The sequence below is a fragment of the Trebonia sp. genome, assembly GCF_030042015.1.
Classification (GTDB): domain Bacteria; phylum Actinomycetota; class Actinomycetes; order Streptosporangiales; family Streptosporangiaceae; genus Trebonia.
The window spans coordinates 1-15,766 of sequence record NZ_JASIAL010000324.1; the positions used below are offsets into that span (position 1 = coordinate 1).

Annotated in this window: 17 protein-coding genes and 1 tRNA gene; 9 read left to right on the plus strand and 9 right to left on the minus strand. The window is 70.5% G+C overall.

Going from position 1 to position 15,766, the window contains the following annotated elements:
* Window positions 1–189: hypothetical protein (locus Q1N79_RS17250; protein ID WP_300610105.1), on the minus strand; the 189-nt coding region annotated here is incomplete at its 3' end.
* Window positions 190–206: 17 nt separating this feature from the next.
* Between Q1N79_RS17250 and Q1N79_RS17255 the strand changes: the two genes are divergently transcribed.
* Window positions 207–1,823 carry an NADH-quinone oxidoreductase subunit NuoF family protein gene (locus Q1N79_RS17255; RefSeq protein WP_300610106.1) on the plus strand — a complete coding sequence of 539 codons (1,617 nt, stop codon included), beginning with the start codon at window positions 207–209 and terminating at the stop codon, window positions 1,821–1,823.
* A gap of 25 nt (window positions 1,824–1,848) precedes the next feature.
* Here the strand turns inward: Q1N79_RS17255 and Q1N79_RS17260 are convergent, their stop codons facing one another.
* Together Q1N79_RS17260 and Q1N79_RS17265 are read right to left on the minus strand one after the other, a co-directional pair.
* On the minus strand, window positions 1,849–3,219 hold the full coding sequence (locus tag Q1N79_RS17260; protein ID WP_300610107.1) for a UDP-glucose/GDP-mannose dehydrogenase family protein: 1,371 nt from the start codon (window positions 3,217–3,219) through the stop codon (window positions 1,849–1,851).
* Window positions 3,220–3,372: 153 nt separating this feature from the next.
* Window positions 3,373–3,681 (minus strand): hypothetical protein, encoded by a 309-nt coding sequence (locus Q1N79_RS17265; RefSeq protein WP_300610108.1) that lies wholly within the window; start codon window positions 3,679–3,681, stop codon window positions 3,373–3,375.
* A gap of 367 nt (window positions 3,682–4,048) precedes the next feature.
* Between Q1N79_RS17265 and Q1N79_RS17270 the strand changes: the two genes are divergently transcribed.
* The gene (locus tag Q1N79_RS17270) at window positions 4,049–4,234 is read left to right on the plus strand and encodes a hypothetical protein (protein WP_300610110.1); all 186 of its coding nucleotides are present in this window, start codon (window positions 4,049–4,051) and stop codon (window positions 4,232–4,234) included.
* 163 nt (window positions 4,235–4,397) lie between these two features.
* On the opposite strand, the gene Q1N79_RS17275 is transcribed toward Q1N79_RS17270, so the two are convergent.
* A tRNA-Pro gene (locus Q1N79_RS17275) sits at window positions 4,398–4,471 on the minus strand.
* A 115-nt stretch (window positions 4,472–4,586) separates the two neighbouring features.
* On the minus strand, window positions 4,587–5,489 hold the full coding sequence (locus Q1N79_RS17280; RefSeq protein ID WP_300610137.1) for a metallophosphoesterase: 903 nt from the start codon (window positions 5,487–5,489) through the stop codon (window positions 4,587–4,589).
* A gap of 94 nt (window positions 5,490–5,583) precedes the next feature.
* On the opposite strand from Q1N79_RS17280, the gene Q1N79_RS17285 reads away from it, so the two are divergent.
* On the plus strand, window positions 5,584–6,045 hold the full coding sequence (locus Q1N79_RS17285) for a GatB/YqeY domain-containing protein (RefSeq protein ID WP_300610111.1): 462 nt from the start codon (window positions 5,584–5,586) through the stop codon (window positions 6,043–6,045).
* 46 nt (window positions 6,046–6,091) lie between these two features.
* On the opposite strand, the gene Q1N79_RS17290 is transcribed toward Q1N79_RS17285, so the two are convergent.
* Window positions 6,092–8,431 (minus strand): transglycosylase domain-containing protein, encoded by a 2,340-nt coding sequence (locus Q1N79_RS17290; protein WP_300610112.1) that lies wholly within the window; start codon window positions 8,429–8,431, stop codon window positions 6,092–6,094.
* 338 nt (window positions 8,432–8,769) lie between these two features.
* Between Q1N79_RS17290 and Q1N79_RS17295 the strand changes: the two genes are divergently transcribed.
* The gene (locus tag Q1N79_RS17295) at window positions 8,770–9,072 is read left to right on the plus strand and encodes a WhiB family transcriptional regulator (protein ID WP_300610113.1); all 303 of its coding nucleotides are present in this window, start codon (window positions 8,770–8,772) and stop codon (window positions 9,070–9,072) included.
* 55 nt (window positions 9,073–9,127) lie between these two features.
* Here Q1N79_RS17295 and Q1N79_RS17300 read toward each other — a convergent pair whose 3' ends face one another.
* Both Q1N79_RS17300 and Q1N79_RS17305 read right to left on the minus strand, forming a co-directional pair.
* Complete coding sequence (locus tag Q1N79_RS17300; RefSeq protein WP_300610138.1) at window positions 9,128–10,300, minus strand: ArsA-related P-loop ATPase; 1,173 nt, start codon at window positions 10,298–10,300, stop codon at window positions 9,128–9,130.
* A 14-nt stretch (window positions 10,301–10,314) separates the two neighbouring features.
* Window positions 10,315–11,322, minus strand: a complete 1,008-nt coding sequence (locus tag Q1N79_RS17305; RefSeq protein ID WP_300610114.1) for an ArsA-related P-loop ATPase — start codon at window positions 11,320–11,322, stop codon at window positions 10,315–10,317.
* 210 nt (window positions 11,323–11,532) lie between these two features.
* On the opposite strand from Q1N79_RS17305, the gene Q1N79_RS17310 reads away from it, so the two are divergent.
* From Q1N79_RS17310 to Q1N79_RS17330, 5 genes are read left to right on the plus strand one after another with little or no spacing between them, the layout of a single operon-like run.
* Window positions 11,533–12,522 carry a slipin family protein gene (locus Q1N79_RS17310; RefSeq protein WP_300610115.1) on the plus strand — a complete coding sequence of 330 codons (990 nt, stop codon included), beginning with the start codon at window positions 11,533–11,535 and terminating at the stop codon, window positions 12,520–12,522.
* 24 nt (window positions 12,523–12,546) lie between these two features.
* Entirely contained in the window at window positions 12,547–12,702 is a 156-nt protein-coding gene (locus Q1N79_RS17315) for a hypothetical protein (protein WP_300610116.1), read from the plus strand.
* Window positions 12,699–13,202 (plus strand): RidA family protein, encoded by a 504-nt coding sequence (locus Q1N79_RS17320; protein WP_300610117.1) that lies wholly within the window; start codon window positions 12,699–12,701, stop codon window positions 13,200–13,202. Before Q1N79_RS17315 ends, Q1N79_RS17320 begins: the two co-directional genes overlap by 4 nt.
* The gene (locus Q1N79_RS17325) at window positions 13,199–14,047 is read left to right on the plus strand and encodes an NUDIX hydrolase (protein ID WP_300610118.1); all 849 of its coding nucleotides are present in this window, start codon (window positions 13,199–13,201) and stop codon (window positions 14,045–14,047) included. Before Q1N79_RS17320 ends, Q1N79_RS17325 begins: the two co-directional genes overlap by 4 nt.
* Entirely contained in the window at window positions 14,044–14,853 is an 810-nt protein-coding gene (locus tag Q1N79_RS17330; RefSeq protein WP_300610119.1) for an MBL fold metallo-hydrolase, read from the plus strand. The genes Q1N79_RS17325 and Q1N79_RS17330 overlap by 4 nt, the downstream gene beginning before the upstream one ends.
* Before the next feature lie 49 nt (window positions 14,854–14,902).
* On the opposite strand, the gene Q1N79_RS17335 is transcribed toward Q1N79_RS17330, so the two are convergent.
* Window positions 14,903–15,565: a Crp/Fnr family transcriptional regulator gene (locus Q1N79_RS17335; protein ID WP_300610139.1), complete on the minus strand. Its 663-nt coding sequence runs from the start codon at window positions 15,563–15,565 to the stop codon at window positions 14,903–14,905.
* Window positions 15,566–15,766 lie beyond the last annotated feature (201 nt).

A 15,766-nucleotide genomic window follows, 5' to 3' on the forward strand; every position in this document is an offset into this window, starting at 1 on the left:
CAGCCTGCCGCGCCGGACTGGCCCGGGCGGGCCGGCCCGGCGGGCCGGGCCGGAGGCGCCGGTGCCGGGGAGTGGCAGCCCGGACAGCCGCCATGGGACGGCGGCGCGCCCGAGCCCGACCCCAGCCTCAAGTACCGCGAGCCGGGGCCGGGCATGCCCGGCTACCGGGGTTCCCGCAGCCGATTCCATGGTGGTGACAACCTTCGATGAACCCGAGTTCCCCCGCCGAACTCGATGTGCCGATGATCATGCGGATCGGCGCCGCCCGGCTGACGGCCGGCCTGGACCGGATGACGCGGCTGGACCTTAAGGCGCACGGCGAGGTGTTCGGCCCGCTGCCGCGGACGTCGGCCGACGACTTGATCGCCATGGCCGCGCAGGTCGACCTGCGCGGCCAAGGCGGTGCCGCGTTCCCGTTCGCGCGCAAGCTGCAGGTGGTCGTCGACACGGCGAAGAAGACCGGCCAGCCGACGATTGTCGTGGTGAACGCGGCTGAAGGGGAGCCCGGCTCGTTCAAGGACAAGATGCTCATGATCAGGTCGCCCTACCTGATCCTGAGCGGTGCCGCGCTGGTCGCCGAGGCGATCGACGCCGAGGAGATCGTCGTCGGCGTCACGAGCTCTGAGCTCGCCAACCGGTCGATCGAGGCGGCGATCGCGGCCGAACCGGGCCTTCGGAAGATGGTCCGCGTGGTCCAGCAGCCGGAGCGTTTCATCTCCGGGCAGTCCGGCGCGCTGATCCGCGGCATCAACGGCAAGAAGCCCCTGCCGCCTGGCCGCAAGACGCTGGCAGCCGAGCGGGGGGTGGACGACCTGCCCACCCTGCTCTCCAACGCGTCGACGTTCGCGCAGGTGTCGGTGCTCGCGTTGCTCGGGCCCGCCCGGTTCGCCGCCGTCGGCGTTCCCGAGGAGCCGGGAACGGTGCTGCTCAGCGTCAGCGGGTCCGCCAAGCACGCGGCCGTCGTGGAGTGTCCCACCGGTGTCCCGCTCGGCGCCGTCCTCGACATCTGCCAGGCGCCGGCCGGCGACGGGGTGCTCGTCGGCGGTTACCACGGCATGTGGCTCGATGCCGAAGCCGCCTACCAGGTCCCCGTCAGCAGGGAAGGGCTGGCGGCGGCGGGAGGGACCCTCGGGGCGGGCATCGTGCTGCCGCTCGGCGACGGCACCTGCCCGCTTGGCGAGGTGTCCCGGGTCGCGAACTACCTGGCCGGCGAATCGGCAGGCCAGTGCGGGCCCTGCCGGCTCGGCCTGCCCTCCATCGCGCGGGCGCTGGCGGCGCTCGTCGACGGGTCGGGCGGCATCGAGGCGCTCGACGTGGCCCGCCGCGCGGCGGCCACGGTCAACGGGCGCGGCTCATGCGCTCATCCCGACGGCACCACCAGGTTCGTGCTCTCCGCGCTCGAAGTCTTCGCAGAAGACCTCGCGGCGCACGTTTTCCACTCCACGTGCGGCCGCCCGGTTCGCGGCGTGCTCCCGCTACCCGAAGGGCCCGAGACGGCCGACGCCAGGCAACTCATCGTGGACTGGGTGCGGTGCGAGGGACACGGCCTGTGCGCGCACCTGGTGCCCGAGCTCGTCCACCTGGACAAGACGGGCTACCCCGTGATCATGCCGATCCCCGTGCCCCCGTGGCTCGAAAAAGACGCGCAGCAGGCCGTGGACATGTGCCCGGCGCTCGCATTGCGGCTCGCCGCCGATCCGAAGAAGCGCGCCGCCGGCCAGGGCGGCCACACGTCCGCGCCGCTGCCGCTCCAAGCCCAGACGGCGCGCACCAGCCTGCTCGGCGTTCGCCCGGCCGGCGGGCGTTCCATCACCGCCGGGTAACCGCAGGGCGGCAAGCCGGGTCGGCCTAGCCCTGGTGAGAGCCGGGCGCGGTGTCCGGAGTAACCGGGGATCGTTCGGGATAATCGGGGGTTGGGAACGGGGCGGCCACCGTCCATCCGGTGGCGCGCCACGGCCGGGGATTCGTGCCCTGACACGCGTCGATGAGCAGCGGGCGGCGTACGACAGCGGTCACCGCCGCCGGGTCCATCGCCGCGAACTCCGGCCAGGCCGTGACCACGAGCACGGCGTCCGCCTCGTGCGCGGCGGCCACCGCGCTGTCGCCGTAGCGCAGGTGCGGAAAAGCCACCAGGGCGTTGCCGGTTGCCTGCGGGTCGTAGACCACGACCTCGGCGCCGAGGCGGGCGAGGCGGTCAGCCACGTCAAGGCCGGGGGAGTCGCGCACGTCGTCGGTGCCTGGCTTGAACGCGGCGCCCCAGAGCGCGATCCGCTTGCCTGGCAACTGCCCGAGCAGGCCCGCGGTCAGCTCCACAACCTGCTGGCGGCGGCCCGAGTTGATCTCGTCGACCAGCAGGAGCAGGTCGGCGGCACCCTTCGCCCCCGCGGTGCCGGCGAACTGCGCGAGCCCGCGGACGTCCTTCGGCAGGCAGCCCCCGCCGTAACCGAGACCGGCGGTGAGGAACGCGCGGCCGATCCGCTGGTCCATGCCCACCGCGTCAGCGAGCACGGCGACGTCAGCCCCTGTCCAGGCGCAGATGTCGGCCATCGCGTTGATGAACGACACCTTCGCGGCGAGGAACGCGTTGGCGGCGCCCTTGACGAGTTCCGCGGTCACCGCGTCGGTCACCACGAGCGGCACGCCCGCCTCGGTCAGCGGCCGGTACACCTCGCGCACTGTCGCCTCGGCAGCCATGCCCGGCACCCCGACGACGATGCGGTCAGGGCGCAGCGTGTCGCCCACGGCGTGTCCCTCGCGAAGGAACTCGGGGTTCCAGGCGACCTCGACGGCGTCCCCCGCGGGCGCGCCGGTCCTGAGCTCGCGGACGAGGCGGCCGGTGGTGCCAGGAGGGACGGTTGACTTGCCGATGACGAGCGCGGGCCTGGTCAGGTGCGGAGCAAGCGCGGCAACCGCCCCGTACACCTGGGACAGGTCGTACCCGTCCCCGTCAGGCAGGCTCGGCGTCCCCACGCCAAGGAAGTGGACGGTGCCGAACGCGGCAGCCTCTTCAAGGCTGCTGGTGAACCTGAGCCTGCCGTTACGGGTGTGGCGGGAGAGCAGCTCGTCGAGTCCGGGTTCCATGAACCAGGCGCGCCCGCTGTTCAGCAGGTCGACCTTGCCTTCGTCGACGTCGACCCCGAGTACCTCGTGGCCGATCTCGGCCATGCAGGCGGCGTGGGTGGCGCCCAGATGCCCGCACCCGATCACGGTCAGCCTCATGGGCGGTCCCCTCCATTCCAGACTCATCGCGGCAGTGGTGACGGGTTGTGCGCTAGGGGAGCCGACGTTCCGGACTGTACGCTAAGTGAGTGGCCAGACGGTTGCCCTGTGTTTAACGGCATGCGGCGTGAAGTCGTCGAGGTGTTACCAAAGTTAACTGGCGTCGGATTCAGGGTCGACCGAGCCCGCGGGCTGCGCCCAGGGGCCCTCCACCGGCCAAACCGGATTGCACCTGTCATGCAAAATCGCGGCGAGTTCCCTGTCGAACTCGGCGAAGGCGTTACGCAGGGCGTTTTCGAGCCATGGTTCCGGGGGCGTGCGGAGGTGACCGGTGAGGCTGAGGAGTGCGTCAGCCGAAAGGCTCTTGACGCTGTAACCCGCCAGCAGCAGCCAGAGCATGACCAAGCCAACGCCGAACATAACGGAAACGGTCGCGTAGTCGATGCCGACCGAATGCCCCAATGGTGTGCACACCTCCTCCCAGCGCTCATCGTCCTCGTCGGCCGACGTGCCACGGCGTCGATCGGGGCCGCCTGTCAGCGTGAATTGTCAGTGCGCGCGAGGACTACGCAGGCCACGAAGCACCACTCCCGCGGGCCCATCGCGCGCATCATTCCCTCATAAGGTGGACGCGTTGTCGCTGGCTCTGGAGTACGCGGACAATAATCTTTTTATATTTGGTGGCGCGTGTAACGCGTCTTCCCGAGTTGATGAAAAGCCCGCGTGACGCGCGCCGCCCCGCGCGGACCCACTTGGCTGCTCCTCCGTTCGCACGTCTGAGACCCCGGTCAGGCTGGATCCTCGGTGTTCGGCCTGGGATCATGCGCTCATGGTTACGGGTGGTGGTCGTCGCCTGGCCTTGCGCGGCCTGAGCATCGCGGTTGTCCTGCTATCTGCCGCCGGGGTGGTCGCCCAGTACACCACGAGTCCTGACCTGGGGCATTCGCTGATCGGCGGTGCCGTGCTTGGGAGCATCGCGTTGGTCGCCCTCGGCAGGCGCCACGGCACGACCTAGCACCAGGAATGCGGCGGGTCCCGCCGGATGCCTGGTTACTCAGTTGGCTGCTCAATGACAAAGACCACATCTTAGGACCCGAACCGCAGATTTATTGTCCGTTTTGTGCAGATTCCCGGATGCCGCTCGGGTCCTAAGTTGCCCGGCGGGCGGCAACACTGGGTCGGGGTGGCCGGATTTGAACCGGCGGCCTCTTCGTCCCGAACGAAGCGCGCTGCCAAGCTGCGCTACACCCCGCCGCCCGCGCCTGGTCACCAGATCCTGACCTGGGAGCCCGCGGGCGAACCTCCGCTAGTTTAGCGGATGTCCTGACCGCTGCGCGCACGCTCCCGGACGGTGCCGGGACGCGCTCTCACCGCGAAGCGCGCGGCACCAGCGTGAGCAGCGTCGCCTCGGGCCGGCAGGCGAATCTGGCCGGCGCCCACGGGGACGTGCCGAGCCCGGCGGACACGTGCAGCCACGCGGTCTTCCCGTCGGCCGGGGCCGCTTGCGGGTGCATGCTCAGCCCGCGCACCCGCGCCCGGTCGATGCCGCAGTTCGTGACAAGCGCGCCGAACCCGGGAACGCACAGCTGGCCGCCGTGCGTGTGCCCGGCGAGCAGCAGCTCGTAACCGTCGGCAGCGAACCGGTCCAGCACGCGCGGCTCGGGGGAGTGCATCACGCCGAGCCGCAGGTCCGCCCCCGGGTCGGCCTCCCCGGCGACGAGGTGGTACCGGTCCCGCAGACTGTGGGAGTCGTGCACGCCGGCGAAGGCGATGTTCAGCCCGCCGGCCTTCAGCTGGCCGCGCCGGTTGTTCAGGTCCAGCCAGCCTCTCGCGGTCAGCTCCTCGCCCAGCTCCTCCCAGGGCAAGTCCGGCTCCTCCGCCCGGTGCTCGCCGACGCTGGTCCGCCACAGGTACCGCGCTGGGTTCGCCGGCTTGGGCGAGTAAAGGTCGTTAGAGCCGTAGACGAAGACCCCAGGCCGGTCAAGCAGCGGGCCGAGAGACTCAAGGAGGCACCGGACGGCAAGCGGTGACGCTATCGAGTCGCCCGTGTTCACCACGAGGTCCGGCTCCAGCGTGTCCAGCGACCGCAGGAACGCCATGAGGCGATGCCGGCCGGGCGTCAGGTGGGTGTCCGAGATGTGCAGCACCCGCAGCGGGGCCGTGCCCGGCGGCAGGACGGGCACGGCCTGATGCCGCAGTACAAACCAGTTGCGCTCAATGACCGTGGCATAGCCCAGTGTGGCGGCGCCTGCGGTCGCCGCGATGGACATCAGGGTTCGTGCTCGCACCTAACCTATGGTGCCATGCGATTAGCCATGCGCTGTCCGCAATACGCCGGCGGATGCGTGGGGCAGGATAGATGGCGTGGCGGAACTCAAGGACCGGCTCCGCGGCGACCTCAGCGCCGCGATGCGTGCCCGCGACCAGGTGCGGCTGCGGACGCTGCGGATGGCGCTCACCTCGATCACTAACGAGGAGGTCTCCGGGGACACCGCACGCGAGCTGTCGGACGAGGAGGTCGTCAAGGTGCTCACCCGCGAGGCGAGGAAGCGGCGGGAAGCCGCGGACGCGTTCGAGGCCGCGGGCCGTGCCGGCCAGGCGGCGGCCGAGCGGGCCGAGGGCGAGGTGCTGGCCGGCTACCTGCCGGCGCAGCTTACCGACGACGAGCTGACCGGCATCGTGTCGGCGGCGATCGCCGAGACCGGCGCCGTCGGCATGCCCGGCATGGGGAAGGTCATGAAGGCCGTGACCCCTCGGGTCGCGGGGCGCGCCGACGGGGCGCGGGTCGCGGCCGAGGTGCGGCGGCAGCTGGCCGTCGGCGGATAGCAGCTAAGACCGGAGAGCGGCCACCGCCAGCCGGCGGAGCGCGCCGCTAAAAGTTCGGCGGCCCGCCGATCGGGCTACCGCCGACCGGGTTGCCGCCCACCGGGTTGCCCCCGACCGGGTTGCCCCCGACCGGGTTGCCGCCGCCGTTGCCGCCAGTGGTGTGCTTCTTCGCCGGCTGCTTGGGGGCCAGGCCGGTGCCGAGGCTCCACAGCGCGCTGTACGGCGAGACCGGCGCGAAGTCCGCCGATCCGGTGAGGTTGGCGTGGTCGAACGTCATATGCCACGTCGTGGCCGGGGCGTTAGCGCCGAACATCTCGCCAGGGCACTCCACGCCGCCGTACTCCAGCTGGTAGCAGGCGCTCGTGTTCGCCATCGTGTCCACCGTCGGCGAGAGCGGGTTGAACACCGAGACGTACCCGACCAGGGCGGTGGTGTAGCCCGCGAACGCCGCGTACGGCGTGCCGTCGCCGTTCTCCACGTTGGAGGTGCCGGTCTTGCCTGCCGCCTCGTAGTTCGCGAGCTCCATGCCGGCGGCGGTGCCCGTGGTGAGCACGCCTTGCAGAATGTAGTTCACGGCGTTCGCGACGTCAGGGGTCAGTGCCCGGTGGCAGCCCGCCGACGGCACAGGCAGCGACTTGCCGTCCGCGTCGATGACCTTGTCCAGGACGATCGGCGCGCAGTAGATGCCGCCGGAGGCCGCCGTCGCGTACGCGGCGGCCATGGACATCGGCGAGACGTTGACGACGCCGAGGGTGAAGGCAGGCAGGTCGTCGGCGGGCGGCAGGGAGCCGTCCTGCTTGAGCAGCGACGTGCCGTCCGCCCGCGTCATCCCGAGGTCGACGGCCGTGTGCACGACGTTGCACAGGCCGACCTTTTGCTCGAGCCTCGCGTAGAAGACGTTGATCGAGTTCGTGGTGCCCGTGTAGAGCGTGTCGGTGGATGTGCCAGGCCCCTCGGCGTTCGTGACGTTGAACACGCCAGACTGCCCGTTGTAGTACCCGGCCGGCTGGCCCTGGCAGTTGTAGTACCCGCTCACCGTCGTCGACCCGGGGACCGTCAGCTGGAAGCCGAAAGGCACGCCCTGCTCAAGCGCGGTGATCAGGGTGAACAGCTTGGACGACGAACCCGTCTGGACGCCGGCGCTGCCGCCGTAGGCGGAGTTGACCGCGTAGTCGACCTCGGTCTGGCCCTTGCCTGTGCCGTACGGCCGGTCCTCGGCGATCGCCAGGACCTTGCCGGTGCCCGGCTGCAGCAGCACCTCGGTGTCGGCGTTGTGCGCGGGGTTGACGTTGTCGTTGTCTGAGGGCAGCACGTAGTTGACCGCGTTGGTCGCCGCGCTCTCGTCCTCGGGGCTGAGCGTGGTGTAAATCTGCAGGCCGCCAGTGGCGAGCAGCCTGGCGCGGTCCTCCGTGGTCGCGCCGAACTGCTTGTCAAGCAAGATCGTGTGGATCACGTAGTCGCAGAAGAAGGCGTCGTCCATGTTCCTGCTTGCGGAACAGCCGCTTTGCACCGCGCCCGGGCGCAGCACCAGCTTCTGCGCCAGCGCCGCCGCCTCCTGCGCCGGGGACAGCACCTTGGTCTGCATCATCCGGGCCAGCACGGTGTTGCGGCGCTGCACGGACTGGGTGGGGCTCAGCATCGGGTCGTACCTGCTCGGGTCCTCGACGATCCCCGCCAGCGTGGCGGCCTGGACGAGGGTCAGCTTCGCCGCCGTCGTGTTGAAGTAGGTCTCCGCGGCGGCCTCGATGCCCCAGGCTCCGCTGCCGTAGAAGGCGTCGTTGAGGTAGCCGGCGAGGATCTGCTGCTTGGACAGTTCGTGGGCGAGCTGGACGGCCATGCGCAGCTGGTCAAGCTTGCGGTTCAGGGTGTCGGCGATGGCCTCCTGCTCGGCCGTGGGATTGCCGAGGCCCTGCAGCACGAGCACATCCTTCACGTACTGCTGCTCGATCGTGGAACCGCCCTGGATCGGCTTGTGCTCCAGGTCGTTGACCAGCGCGCGCAGCGTGCCCTTGATGTCGAGCGCGCCGCGCTGCCAGAACCGGTCGTCCTCGATCGCCACGATCGCCTCGAGCATGTACGGGGAGATCTGGCCGTAGCTCACCGGCTGCCGGTCGATACCGGTGTACGTCATCCCCGGGCCGAGGTCGACGCCGTAGACGTACGTGATCAGGTTCCCCTCGCGGTCGTAGATCGCCGACCGCTGCGGCAGGCTCGAGGTGTTGAGCGTCAGCGTGGTGAACTTGTCGGCTGTGTTGCGCACCGCGATTCCCGTGGCCGCCACCACCGGGAGCACCATCGCGGCGGCGAGGACGCCGCCGAGCGCCGACATCAGGAGCAGGCGTCCGACAGCGCTCGTCTTCGTGACCGTCCAGTCGAGGAGCTGCACGGCTCATAGCGTACGCGGGCAGCCGTCGTACTACCGCCAGCACGCGCGGCATTACCGTCACAATGGGCAGACCACGAGCAACATATCGCCACTTCCGTAACACAGGGACTGTGTCCGCAACCGGAAAGTGACTACTCACACGGGTGTATATAGTCCATCAGGACTATCCAGGAAATGGCCATGGCGGGGTCTTGGCAGCTATGGCCTCGCTTCCGTAAGTTGCTTTGTCACGAACAGATAACCGTGACCGGGTGGCCGCACATCCGCACGGCAAGTAATTCCGACAACGCAGACCGTCCGGGCGCATGCGCGCTCGGCGATCAAGAGGAGTTGGGCACATGTGGATCACCGACTGGACCACACGCGCCGCCTGCAAGGGAACGGATCCTGACGAGCTGTTTGTCCAGGGTGCCGCCCAGAACCGCGCAAAGCTGATCTGCCGGGGCTGCCCGGTCAGGACCGAGTGCCTTGCGGACGCGCTCGACAACGGCATCGAGTTCGGTGTCTGGGGCGGAATGACCGAACGCGAGCGGCGCGCGCTTCTCCGCCGCAGGCCCGACGTGACATCGTGGCGCGAATTGCTCGAGCGGGCTCGTGACCGCTACGAGCGCCAGGGCATCGACGAGCTGGTCGCCAGCTGATTCGCCGGCCGTCCGGCCGGCCCGCGAGCTGGCAATCTGGCGATGACGCCAGCGTTCATGCAACCCCTGCTGTGCCAGAGCCCCCGCCCTCGAGCGGCGGGCCCATGGCGGCGCCGATGCTGCGCAGCCCGGCGAGATCGTGGACATCCGCCGGCAGAGCGGGCACTTCCAGCGTGGGAACGGCGGGGTGCGCTGACGTGAACGCGCCGGCCACCCGCCGCTCCCGCTCGCTGAGGCTCATGTGCGCGGCGTGCAGCCGCAGCGCGGCGGCCGCCACCGTCCAGCCATTGGCCTCGGCAGGAGCCACGGCATCGTTCTGGATGGTGTCAAGGGTCTCGGCGGCGGCAAGCGAGCGCGCGGCGCTCAGCCTGGTGCCGGGCGAGCGGTGCACCCGGTTCAGGACCAGGCCGGCCAGCGGCATGCGCTCCTCGTCCAGGCGCTCGACGAAATACGACGCCTCGCGCAGCGCGTCCGGCTCCGGTGCCGCCACCACGAGGAACGAAGTGCCAGGCGCCTGCAGCAGCCGGTAGGTAGCCTCCGCGCGCTCGCGGAACCCGCCGAACATCGTGTCGAGCGCGGTGACGAACGTCTGCGCGTCGCGGAGCACCTGCGCGCCGAGCAGCTTGGTGAGCGCGCCGGTCATCATCGAGAACCCCGCGTTCAGCACCTTGGTGAACGGCCGGGTCGCCTTGGCCGGGCTGGTGAGCACGCGGATCAGCCGCCCGTCGAGGAACCGGCCGAGGCGTTCGGGCGCGTCGAGGAAATCGAGCGCCGACCGGCTCGGCGGGGTGTCCACCACGATCAGGTCCCATTCGTTTGAGCGGCGAAGCTGGCCGAGCTTCTCCATCGCCATGTACTCCTGGGTGCCCGCGAAGCTGGACGACAGCGACTGGTAGAACGGGTTGGCGAGGATCTGCGCGGCCCGCACCGGGTCGGCGTGCGCCTCGACGATCTCGTCGAACGTGCGCTTCATGTCCAGCATCATCGCGTACAGGCTGCCACCGGCCGTCCGGTCGACGCCCTCGATCAGCCGCGGGGTGTTGTCCAGCGAGGTCAGCCCCATCGACTGGGCCAGCCGCCTGGCGGGGTCGACGGTGAGCACGCAGACCTGCCTGCCGCGTTCGGCGGCACGCAGCCCGATCGCCGCCGCCGCGGTGGTCTTCCCCACGCCGCCTGAGCCGCAGCAGACGATGATGCGCGTGCGCCGGTCATCGATGATCCGGTCCATGTCAAGCCGCGGGTTCACGCCGCCCCCTGGTCACGAAGCTCGGCGGCCAGCCGGTGCAGGGCGGCCAGGTCGATCCCCTCGGTGATCCTCGGCAGCTCGTAGATCGGCTGCCCGGCCGCCTCAAGTTCGGTGCGCTCGCGGTCCTGCAGCTCGACGTGCCTGGCGTGCTCGGCCAGTTCGTCCGCAAGTGCCGCGGCGAGCACGTCGGTTGTGTGCAGCCCGGCGGCGGCCAGCGCCTTCGCCATGCCGGGCACGTCCGGCGCGGCCTTCAGCTCCTCCCGGGTCAGCACGGCGGGCTGGGCCATGTTGATCACGACGCCGCCGACCTGCATCCCCGGCACGCCGCGAAGCTCCGCGATGCCGTCCAGTGCCTCCTGCACCGGCATCTCCTCCAGCGTCGACACGAAGTGCACGGCGGTCTGCGGAGACTTGATCACCCGGGCCACGGTGTCCGCGTGCGCGCGGATGGGGCCGACCTTCGCCAGGCCGGATACCTCCGCGGAGACGTTGAGGAACCGGCCCACCCGGCCGGTGGGCGGGGCGTCGAGCACGACGCTGTCATAGACGTACCCGCCACCCTGCTGCTTGCGCCGCGCCGCCTCTGTGGCCTTCCCGGTGACCAGCACGTCGGCCAGGCCGGGTGCGATCGTCGTCGCGAAGTCCACCAGGCCGAGCCTGGTCAGCACGTGACCCGCGCTGCGCATGTTGTAGAACATCTGCAGGTAGTCCAGGAGCGCGCCCTCCGGGTCGATCGCCAGCGCGTAGACGTCGCCGCCCGGATCGCGCCCGTCGTCCGCCTCGCCGGGGCCGATCGCGATCTTCCGCTCCTCGTACGGAAGCGGCGGCTGGTCGAAGAGCCGGGCGATGCCCTGCCGCCCCTCCGCCTCGATCAGCAGCACCTTCCTGCCGCTGTGCGCCAGGGCCAGTGCCAGGGCCGCCGCGACGGTCGTCTTGCCGGTGCCGCCCTTGCCCGTCACGACATGCAGCCGCACGCCGTCCCAGTCCGTGTCCCTCGCGGTCATGCCCCATATGCCCTTGGTCGTCTGCTACCGCCGCGCCGTTTCCTGCGCTCTAAGGGAGGCTATCGCCGCTCGGTGACCGGAACGTGCCAGCCCGCGACCCGGCTGCCGCCCCAAAAACCTTACGCGGCACGTTGCGGGCGTGTCTGATAGCGGTGGCGCCGACTAGGCTGGACAGCGAGCTCCTGTGGTTGCGTAAGGAGGCGATCTCACATGGCGGGGCTTGTCGTTGTCCTAGTGATCCTAGTAATTGCCGGGCTGATCGCCGCAGGGCGGTCAATCCGGGTCGTGCAGCAGTACGAGAAGGGCATTATCTACCGCTTCGGTAAGGTGCGACCCGAGGTGGTAGAGCCGGGTCTTACCCTGATGCGGCCGGTCGGTGACCGGATGCAGAAAGTCAACATGCAGATCGTCGCCATGGCGGTGCCCGCCCAGGAGGGCATTACCAGGGACAACGTGTCGGTCCGGGTGGACGCGGTGGTGTACTTCCGCGTGGTGGACCCGATCAAGGCCACGGTCAACGTGCAGGACTACCAGTTCGCCATCCTGCAGCAATCCCAGACCTCGCTGCGGTCGATCATCGGCCAGTCCGAGATGGACCAGTTGCTCGCCGAGCGGGAGACGGTGAACAGGGAACTGCGCCGGATCATCGACGAGCCGACCGAGGGTCCCTGGGGGATCCGGGTGGAGCGCGTGGAGATCAAGGACGTGTCCCTGCCGGAGGGCATGAAGCGGTCCATGTCCAGGCAGGCCGAGGCGGAACGCGAGCGCCGCGCCCGGATCATCACCGCCGACGGCGAGTACCAGGCGTCCAAGCGGCTGGCCGCGGCCGCCGCGGTGATGGCCAGGGACCCCGCCGCGCTGCAGCTGCGGCTGCTGCAGACGGTCGTCGAGGTCGCCGGCGAGAAGAACAGCACGCTGGTCATGCCGGTCCCGGTGGAGCTGCTGCGGTTCTTCGAGAAGATGACGCCGGGGTCGGCGGCGCCCGCGGTCGCGTCGTCCGGCGCCGACGAGGAGTCGTCCGACCTGGGCGACGACGAGGTAGCGGCCGCGGAGGCGGCCATCACGCACACCCCAGCTCCCGAACTCACCAGTACGGACGTGTCGCCTGTCCCGCAGGTGGAGGCCGCGGCCGAGACCATCCCCGGGCTGCCGCTGGGGAACGGGGCGGCGACTACGGCCGCGCGTTCGGATGCGTCCTGACGCCGGAGCGCTAGTCTTTGGCGCATGCAGAAGTGGGAGTACGTGACCGTGCCGCTGCTGGTGCACGCGACCAAGCAGATCCTGGACAACTGGGGCGACGAGGGATGGGAACTTGTCGCCCTGGTACCCGGCCCCAACCCCGAGCAGCTCATCGCTTACATGAAGCGGGAAAAGTCGTGACGACGGCGGCCGAGCGCCTCGCCGCCCTCGGGCTGGCGCTGCCGCCGGTGGCCGCTCCGGTTGCCGCCTACGTTCCGGCGGTCCGCACAGGCGACTACGTCTACACGTCCGGCCAGCTGCCCTTGGTGGACGGGAAGCTGCAGGCGACCGGCAAGGTGGGCGAGTCGGTCAGCCCGCAGGAGGCGGCGGGCCTGGCCCGGGTGTGCGCGCTCAACGCGCTCGCCGCCGCTGCCGAGGCCGCGGGCGGCCTGGCGGCGATCGCGCGGGCGGTCAAGGTGACCGGCTTCGTCGCCAGCGCGCCCGGCTTCACCGGGCAGGCGCAGGTCGTCAACGGCGCCAGCGAGTTGCTGATCGAGGTGCTCGGCGAGGCCGGCCGGCACGCCCGCAGCGCCGTTGGGATGGCCGTGCTGCCCCTTGACGCCCCCGTTGAGGTCGAGCTGATCGTCGAGGTCTGGCCGGGCGCCGGGTCCGGCGCCCCGCCTGGCGGCGAGGTGGCGTGAGGATACGGCTTGACGCGTCCGACGAGCGGCTGGCTGAGCGGATAACCGCGGTCACGGCCGGCCGGCTGACCCCCGTCGTGCCCAGGGACGCGGCGACGGTCATGGTGGTCCGCCCGGCGCCCGGCAGTGTCGAGGTGCTCATGCTGCGGCGGCCCGCCGCGATGGCCTTCGCCCCTGGCGCCCATGTCTTCCCCGGCGGGTCGGTCGACCCGGCCGACGGCGACCCGCGGATCGGCTGGGCAGGACCCGCGCCGGAGGAGTTCGGCAGGTGGCTGGGCGCCTCTCCCGGCCAGGCCCGCGCCCTGGTGTGCGCGGCGGTGCGCGAGACGTTCGAGGAGTCCGGCGTGCTCCTCGCGGGGCGTTCGTGGCCGGACGGGGACGTCTCGCCCGCGCGGGCCGATGAGCCGTCGCTGGCGGGCGACCGGGCGGCGCTCGCCGCCGGCCGCCTGACGTTCGCGGAGCTGCTCGCCAGGCACGGCCTCGTCATCCGCGCTGACCTGCTGACGCCATGGGCGCGGTGGATAACGCCAGAAGCCGAGCCGAGGCGCTTCGACGCCCGCTTTTTCGCCGCCGCGCTGCCGGAAGGGCAGCGTGCCTTCGGCCACCACGCCGAGGCGGACCGGCTCGCGTGGCTGCGGCCGGAGGCGGCGATCAGCGCCGCCAGGGCAGGCGAGATATTGCTGCTGCCGCCGACGGCGACCACCCTGAACGAGTTCGCCGCCTGCGGCGGCGTCGACCAGATCCTGGCGAGCCGCCGGGCTATCGCGCCGGTAAGCCCGCGTTTCGTGGTCGAGGAAGGACAGACCTGGCTGCTCATCCCCGACGAGGCCGGGTACCCGCTGTGAGCATCGACGGCTCGGGGACCGAGCGGGCCCGCTGCGTGCTCGCGCCAAACCCGTCACCGATGACGCTGGACGGCACCAACACCTGGGTCATCGCCGAGCCGGGATCGCCGTCCGCCGTGGTGGTCGATCCCGGTCCTGAGCACGAGGGGCATCTGCGCCGGGTGCTGGACGCCGCGCGTGCAGGCGGCCGGCGGGTGGCGCTTATCGTGCTGACGCACGGGCACCTCGACCACTCGGCGGGCGCCGCCGCGTTCGCCGCCATGACCGGCGCGCCGGTCATGGCGCTCGACCCCGCGCACCGGCTGGGCAGCGAGGGCCTGGCGGCGGGGGACGTGCTGACCGACGCCGGGTGCGAGCTGCGCGTGGTTGGAACGCCCGGGCATTCGGCCGACTCGGTCAGCCTGCTGCTCGACGCGGACAGCGCGCTGCTGACCGGGGACACCGTGCTGGGCCGCGGCACCACGGTGATCGCTCAGGACGGGGGACTGGCCGACTACCTGCGGACGCTCGACGAGCTCAGGGCCCTCGCCGCAAGTGCCGGGCTGCGTGTCCTGCTGCCCGGGCACGGGCCCGCGCTCACCGATCCGGCAGGCGTGCTTGACTACTACATCGCGCACCGCCAGGAGCGGCTTGACCAGATCAGGGCCGCCCTTGCCGCCGGTGCCCGCACCCCGGCCGAAATCGTGGCCGTGGTGTACGGGGACACCGATCCGGCGGTACGGGGCGCCGCCGAATCGTCGGTCCGCGCCCAGCTGGACTACCTTGCCCGGGGGGGCGACCCCCCGAACCCCCCGGCTGCGCGTTAACGGCGTACCTGCTTCGTGGTTTATCCCGAACCTTAGGTTTACCTGGGCCTTAGCGGGCGCGCTTGCGGAGGCGCTCGGCGTCGAGGATAAGCACGGAGCGCGCCGAGATCTGCAGCCAGCCCCTGGCCGCGAAGTCCGCAAGCGCCTTGTTCACGGTCTCGCGTGACGCGCCGACCAGCTGTGCGAGCTCCTCCTGCGTCAGATCGTGGTGCACGTGCAGACCGTCTGGCTCCTGCTGGCCAAAGCGCTCGGCAAGGTCGAGCAGGTTCTTGGCGACGCGGCCGGGGACGTCGGTGAAGACAAGGTCCGCCGTGACATCGTTGGCCCGGCGCAGCCGCTGCGCCAGCGCCCGGAGCATGTGCAGGGACACTTCCGGCCGCTCCCGCAGCAAGGAGATCAGCGCTTCGTTCTTGAGCGACGCTAGCAGCGCGTCGGTCACCGCGCTCGCGGAGGAGGTCCGCGGCCGCGGGTCGAACAGCGACAGCTCGCCAAACATCTCGCCCGGTCCGATCACGCTGAGCAGGTTCTCCCGCCCGTCCGCGGCGGCGCGGGTGAGCTTCATCTTGCCGTCAAGCACGACGTAAAGCGCGTCCCCGTCGTCACCTTCCATGAACAGGTGTTCGCCACGGGAAAGCTTCACCTCGGCCATCTGGCGCCGGAGTGCGCGAGCGCCTTCCTCGTCGAGTGCGTCGAACAGGGGCGCCCGCCTCAGCGCCCCCTCGGTGTCATCCACCGGTCCTCCTCGCTGCGTGCCTTGCCATTACCAAGTGTGAATCATGGGACGGGATGCTCGGTGCTCGGCAACCAAACTATTCCCGGGCGAGGAGGCCAGGCGCGCGGATCGTACGGCTCGCCGCTAATACTTGCCGCTTCGGGCATGTTTGTATGCGTTAGGCATGACATATCAGGGCAA

Excerpts from the sequence above, each read along its gene's own strand:
- Q1N79_RS17255 (WP_300610106.1), top strand. The coding sequence starts at position 207 with ATGAACCCGAGTTCCCCCGCCGAACTCGATGTGCCGATGATCATGCGG.
- Q1N79_RS17295 (WP_300610113.1), top strand. The coding sequence starts at position 8,770 with ATGTGGATCACCGACTGGACCACACGCGCCGCCTGCAAGGGAACGGAT.
- Q1N79_RS17300 (WP_300610138.1), bottom strand. The coding sequence starts at position 10,300 with ATGGACCGGATCATCGATGACCGGCGCACGCGCATCATCGTCTGCTGC.
- Q1N79_RS17260 (WP_300610107.1), bottom strand. The coding sequence starts at position 3,219 with ATGAGGCTGACCGTGATCGGGTGCGGGCATCTGGGCGCCACCCACGCC.
- Q1N79_RS17270 (WP_300610110.1), top strand. The coding sequence starts at position 4,049 with ATGGTTACGGGTGGTGGTCGTCGCCTGGCCTTGCGCGGCCTGAGCATC.
- Q1N79_RS17315 (WP_300610116.1), top strand. The coding sequence starts at position 12,547 with ATGCAGAAGTGGGAGTACGTGACCGTGCCGCTGCTGGTGCACGCGACC.
- Q1N79_RS17305 (WP_300610114.1), bottom strand. The coding sequence starts at position 11,322 with ATGACCGCGAGGGACACGGACTGGGACGGCGTGCGGCTGCATGTCGTG.
- Q1N79_RS17280 (WP_300610137.1), bottom strand. The coding sequence starts at position 5,489 with ATGTCCATCGCGGCGACCGCAGGCGCCGCCACACTGGGCTATGCCACG.
- Q1N79_RS17310 (WP_300610115.1), top strand. The coding sequence starts at position 11,533 with ATGGCGGGGCTTGTCGTTGTCCTAGTGATCCTAGTAATTGCCGGGCTG.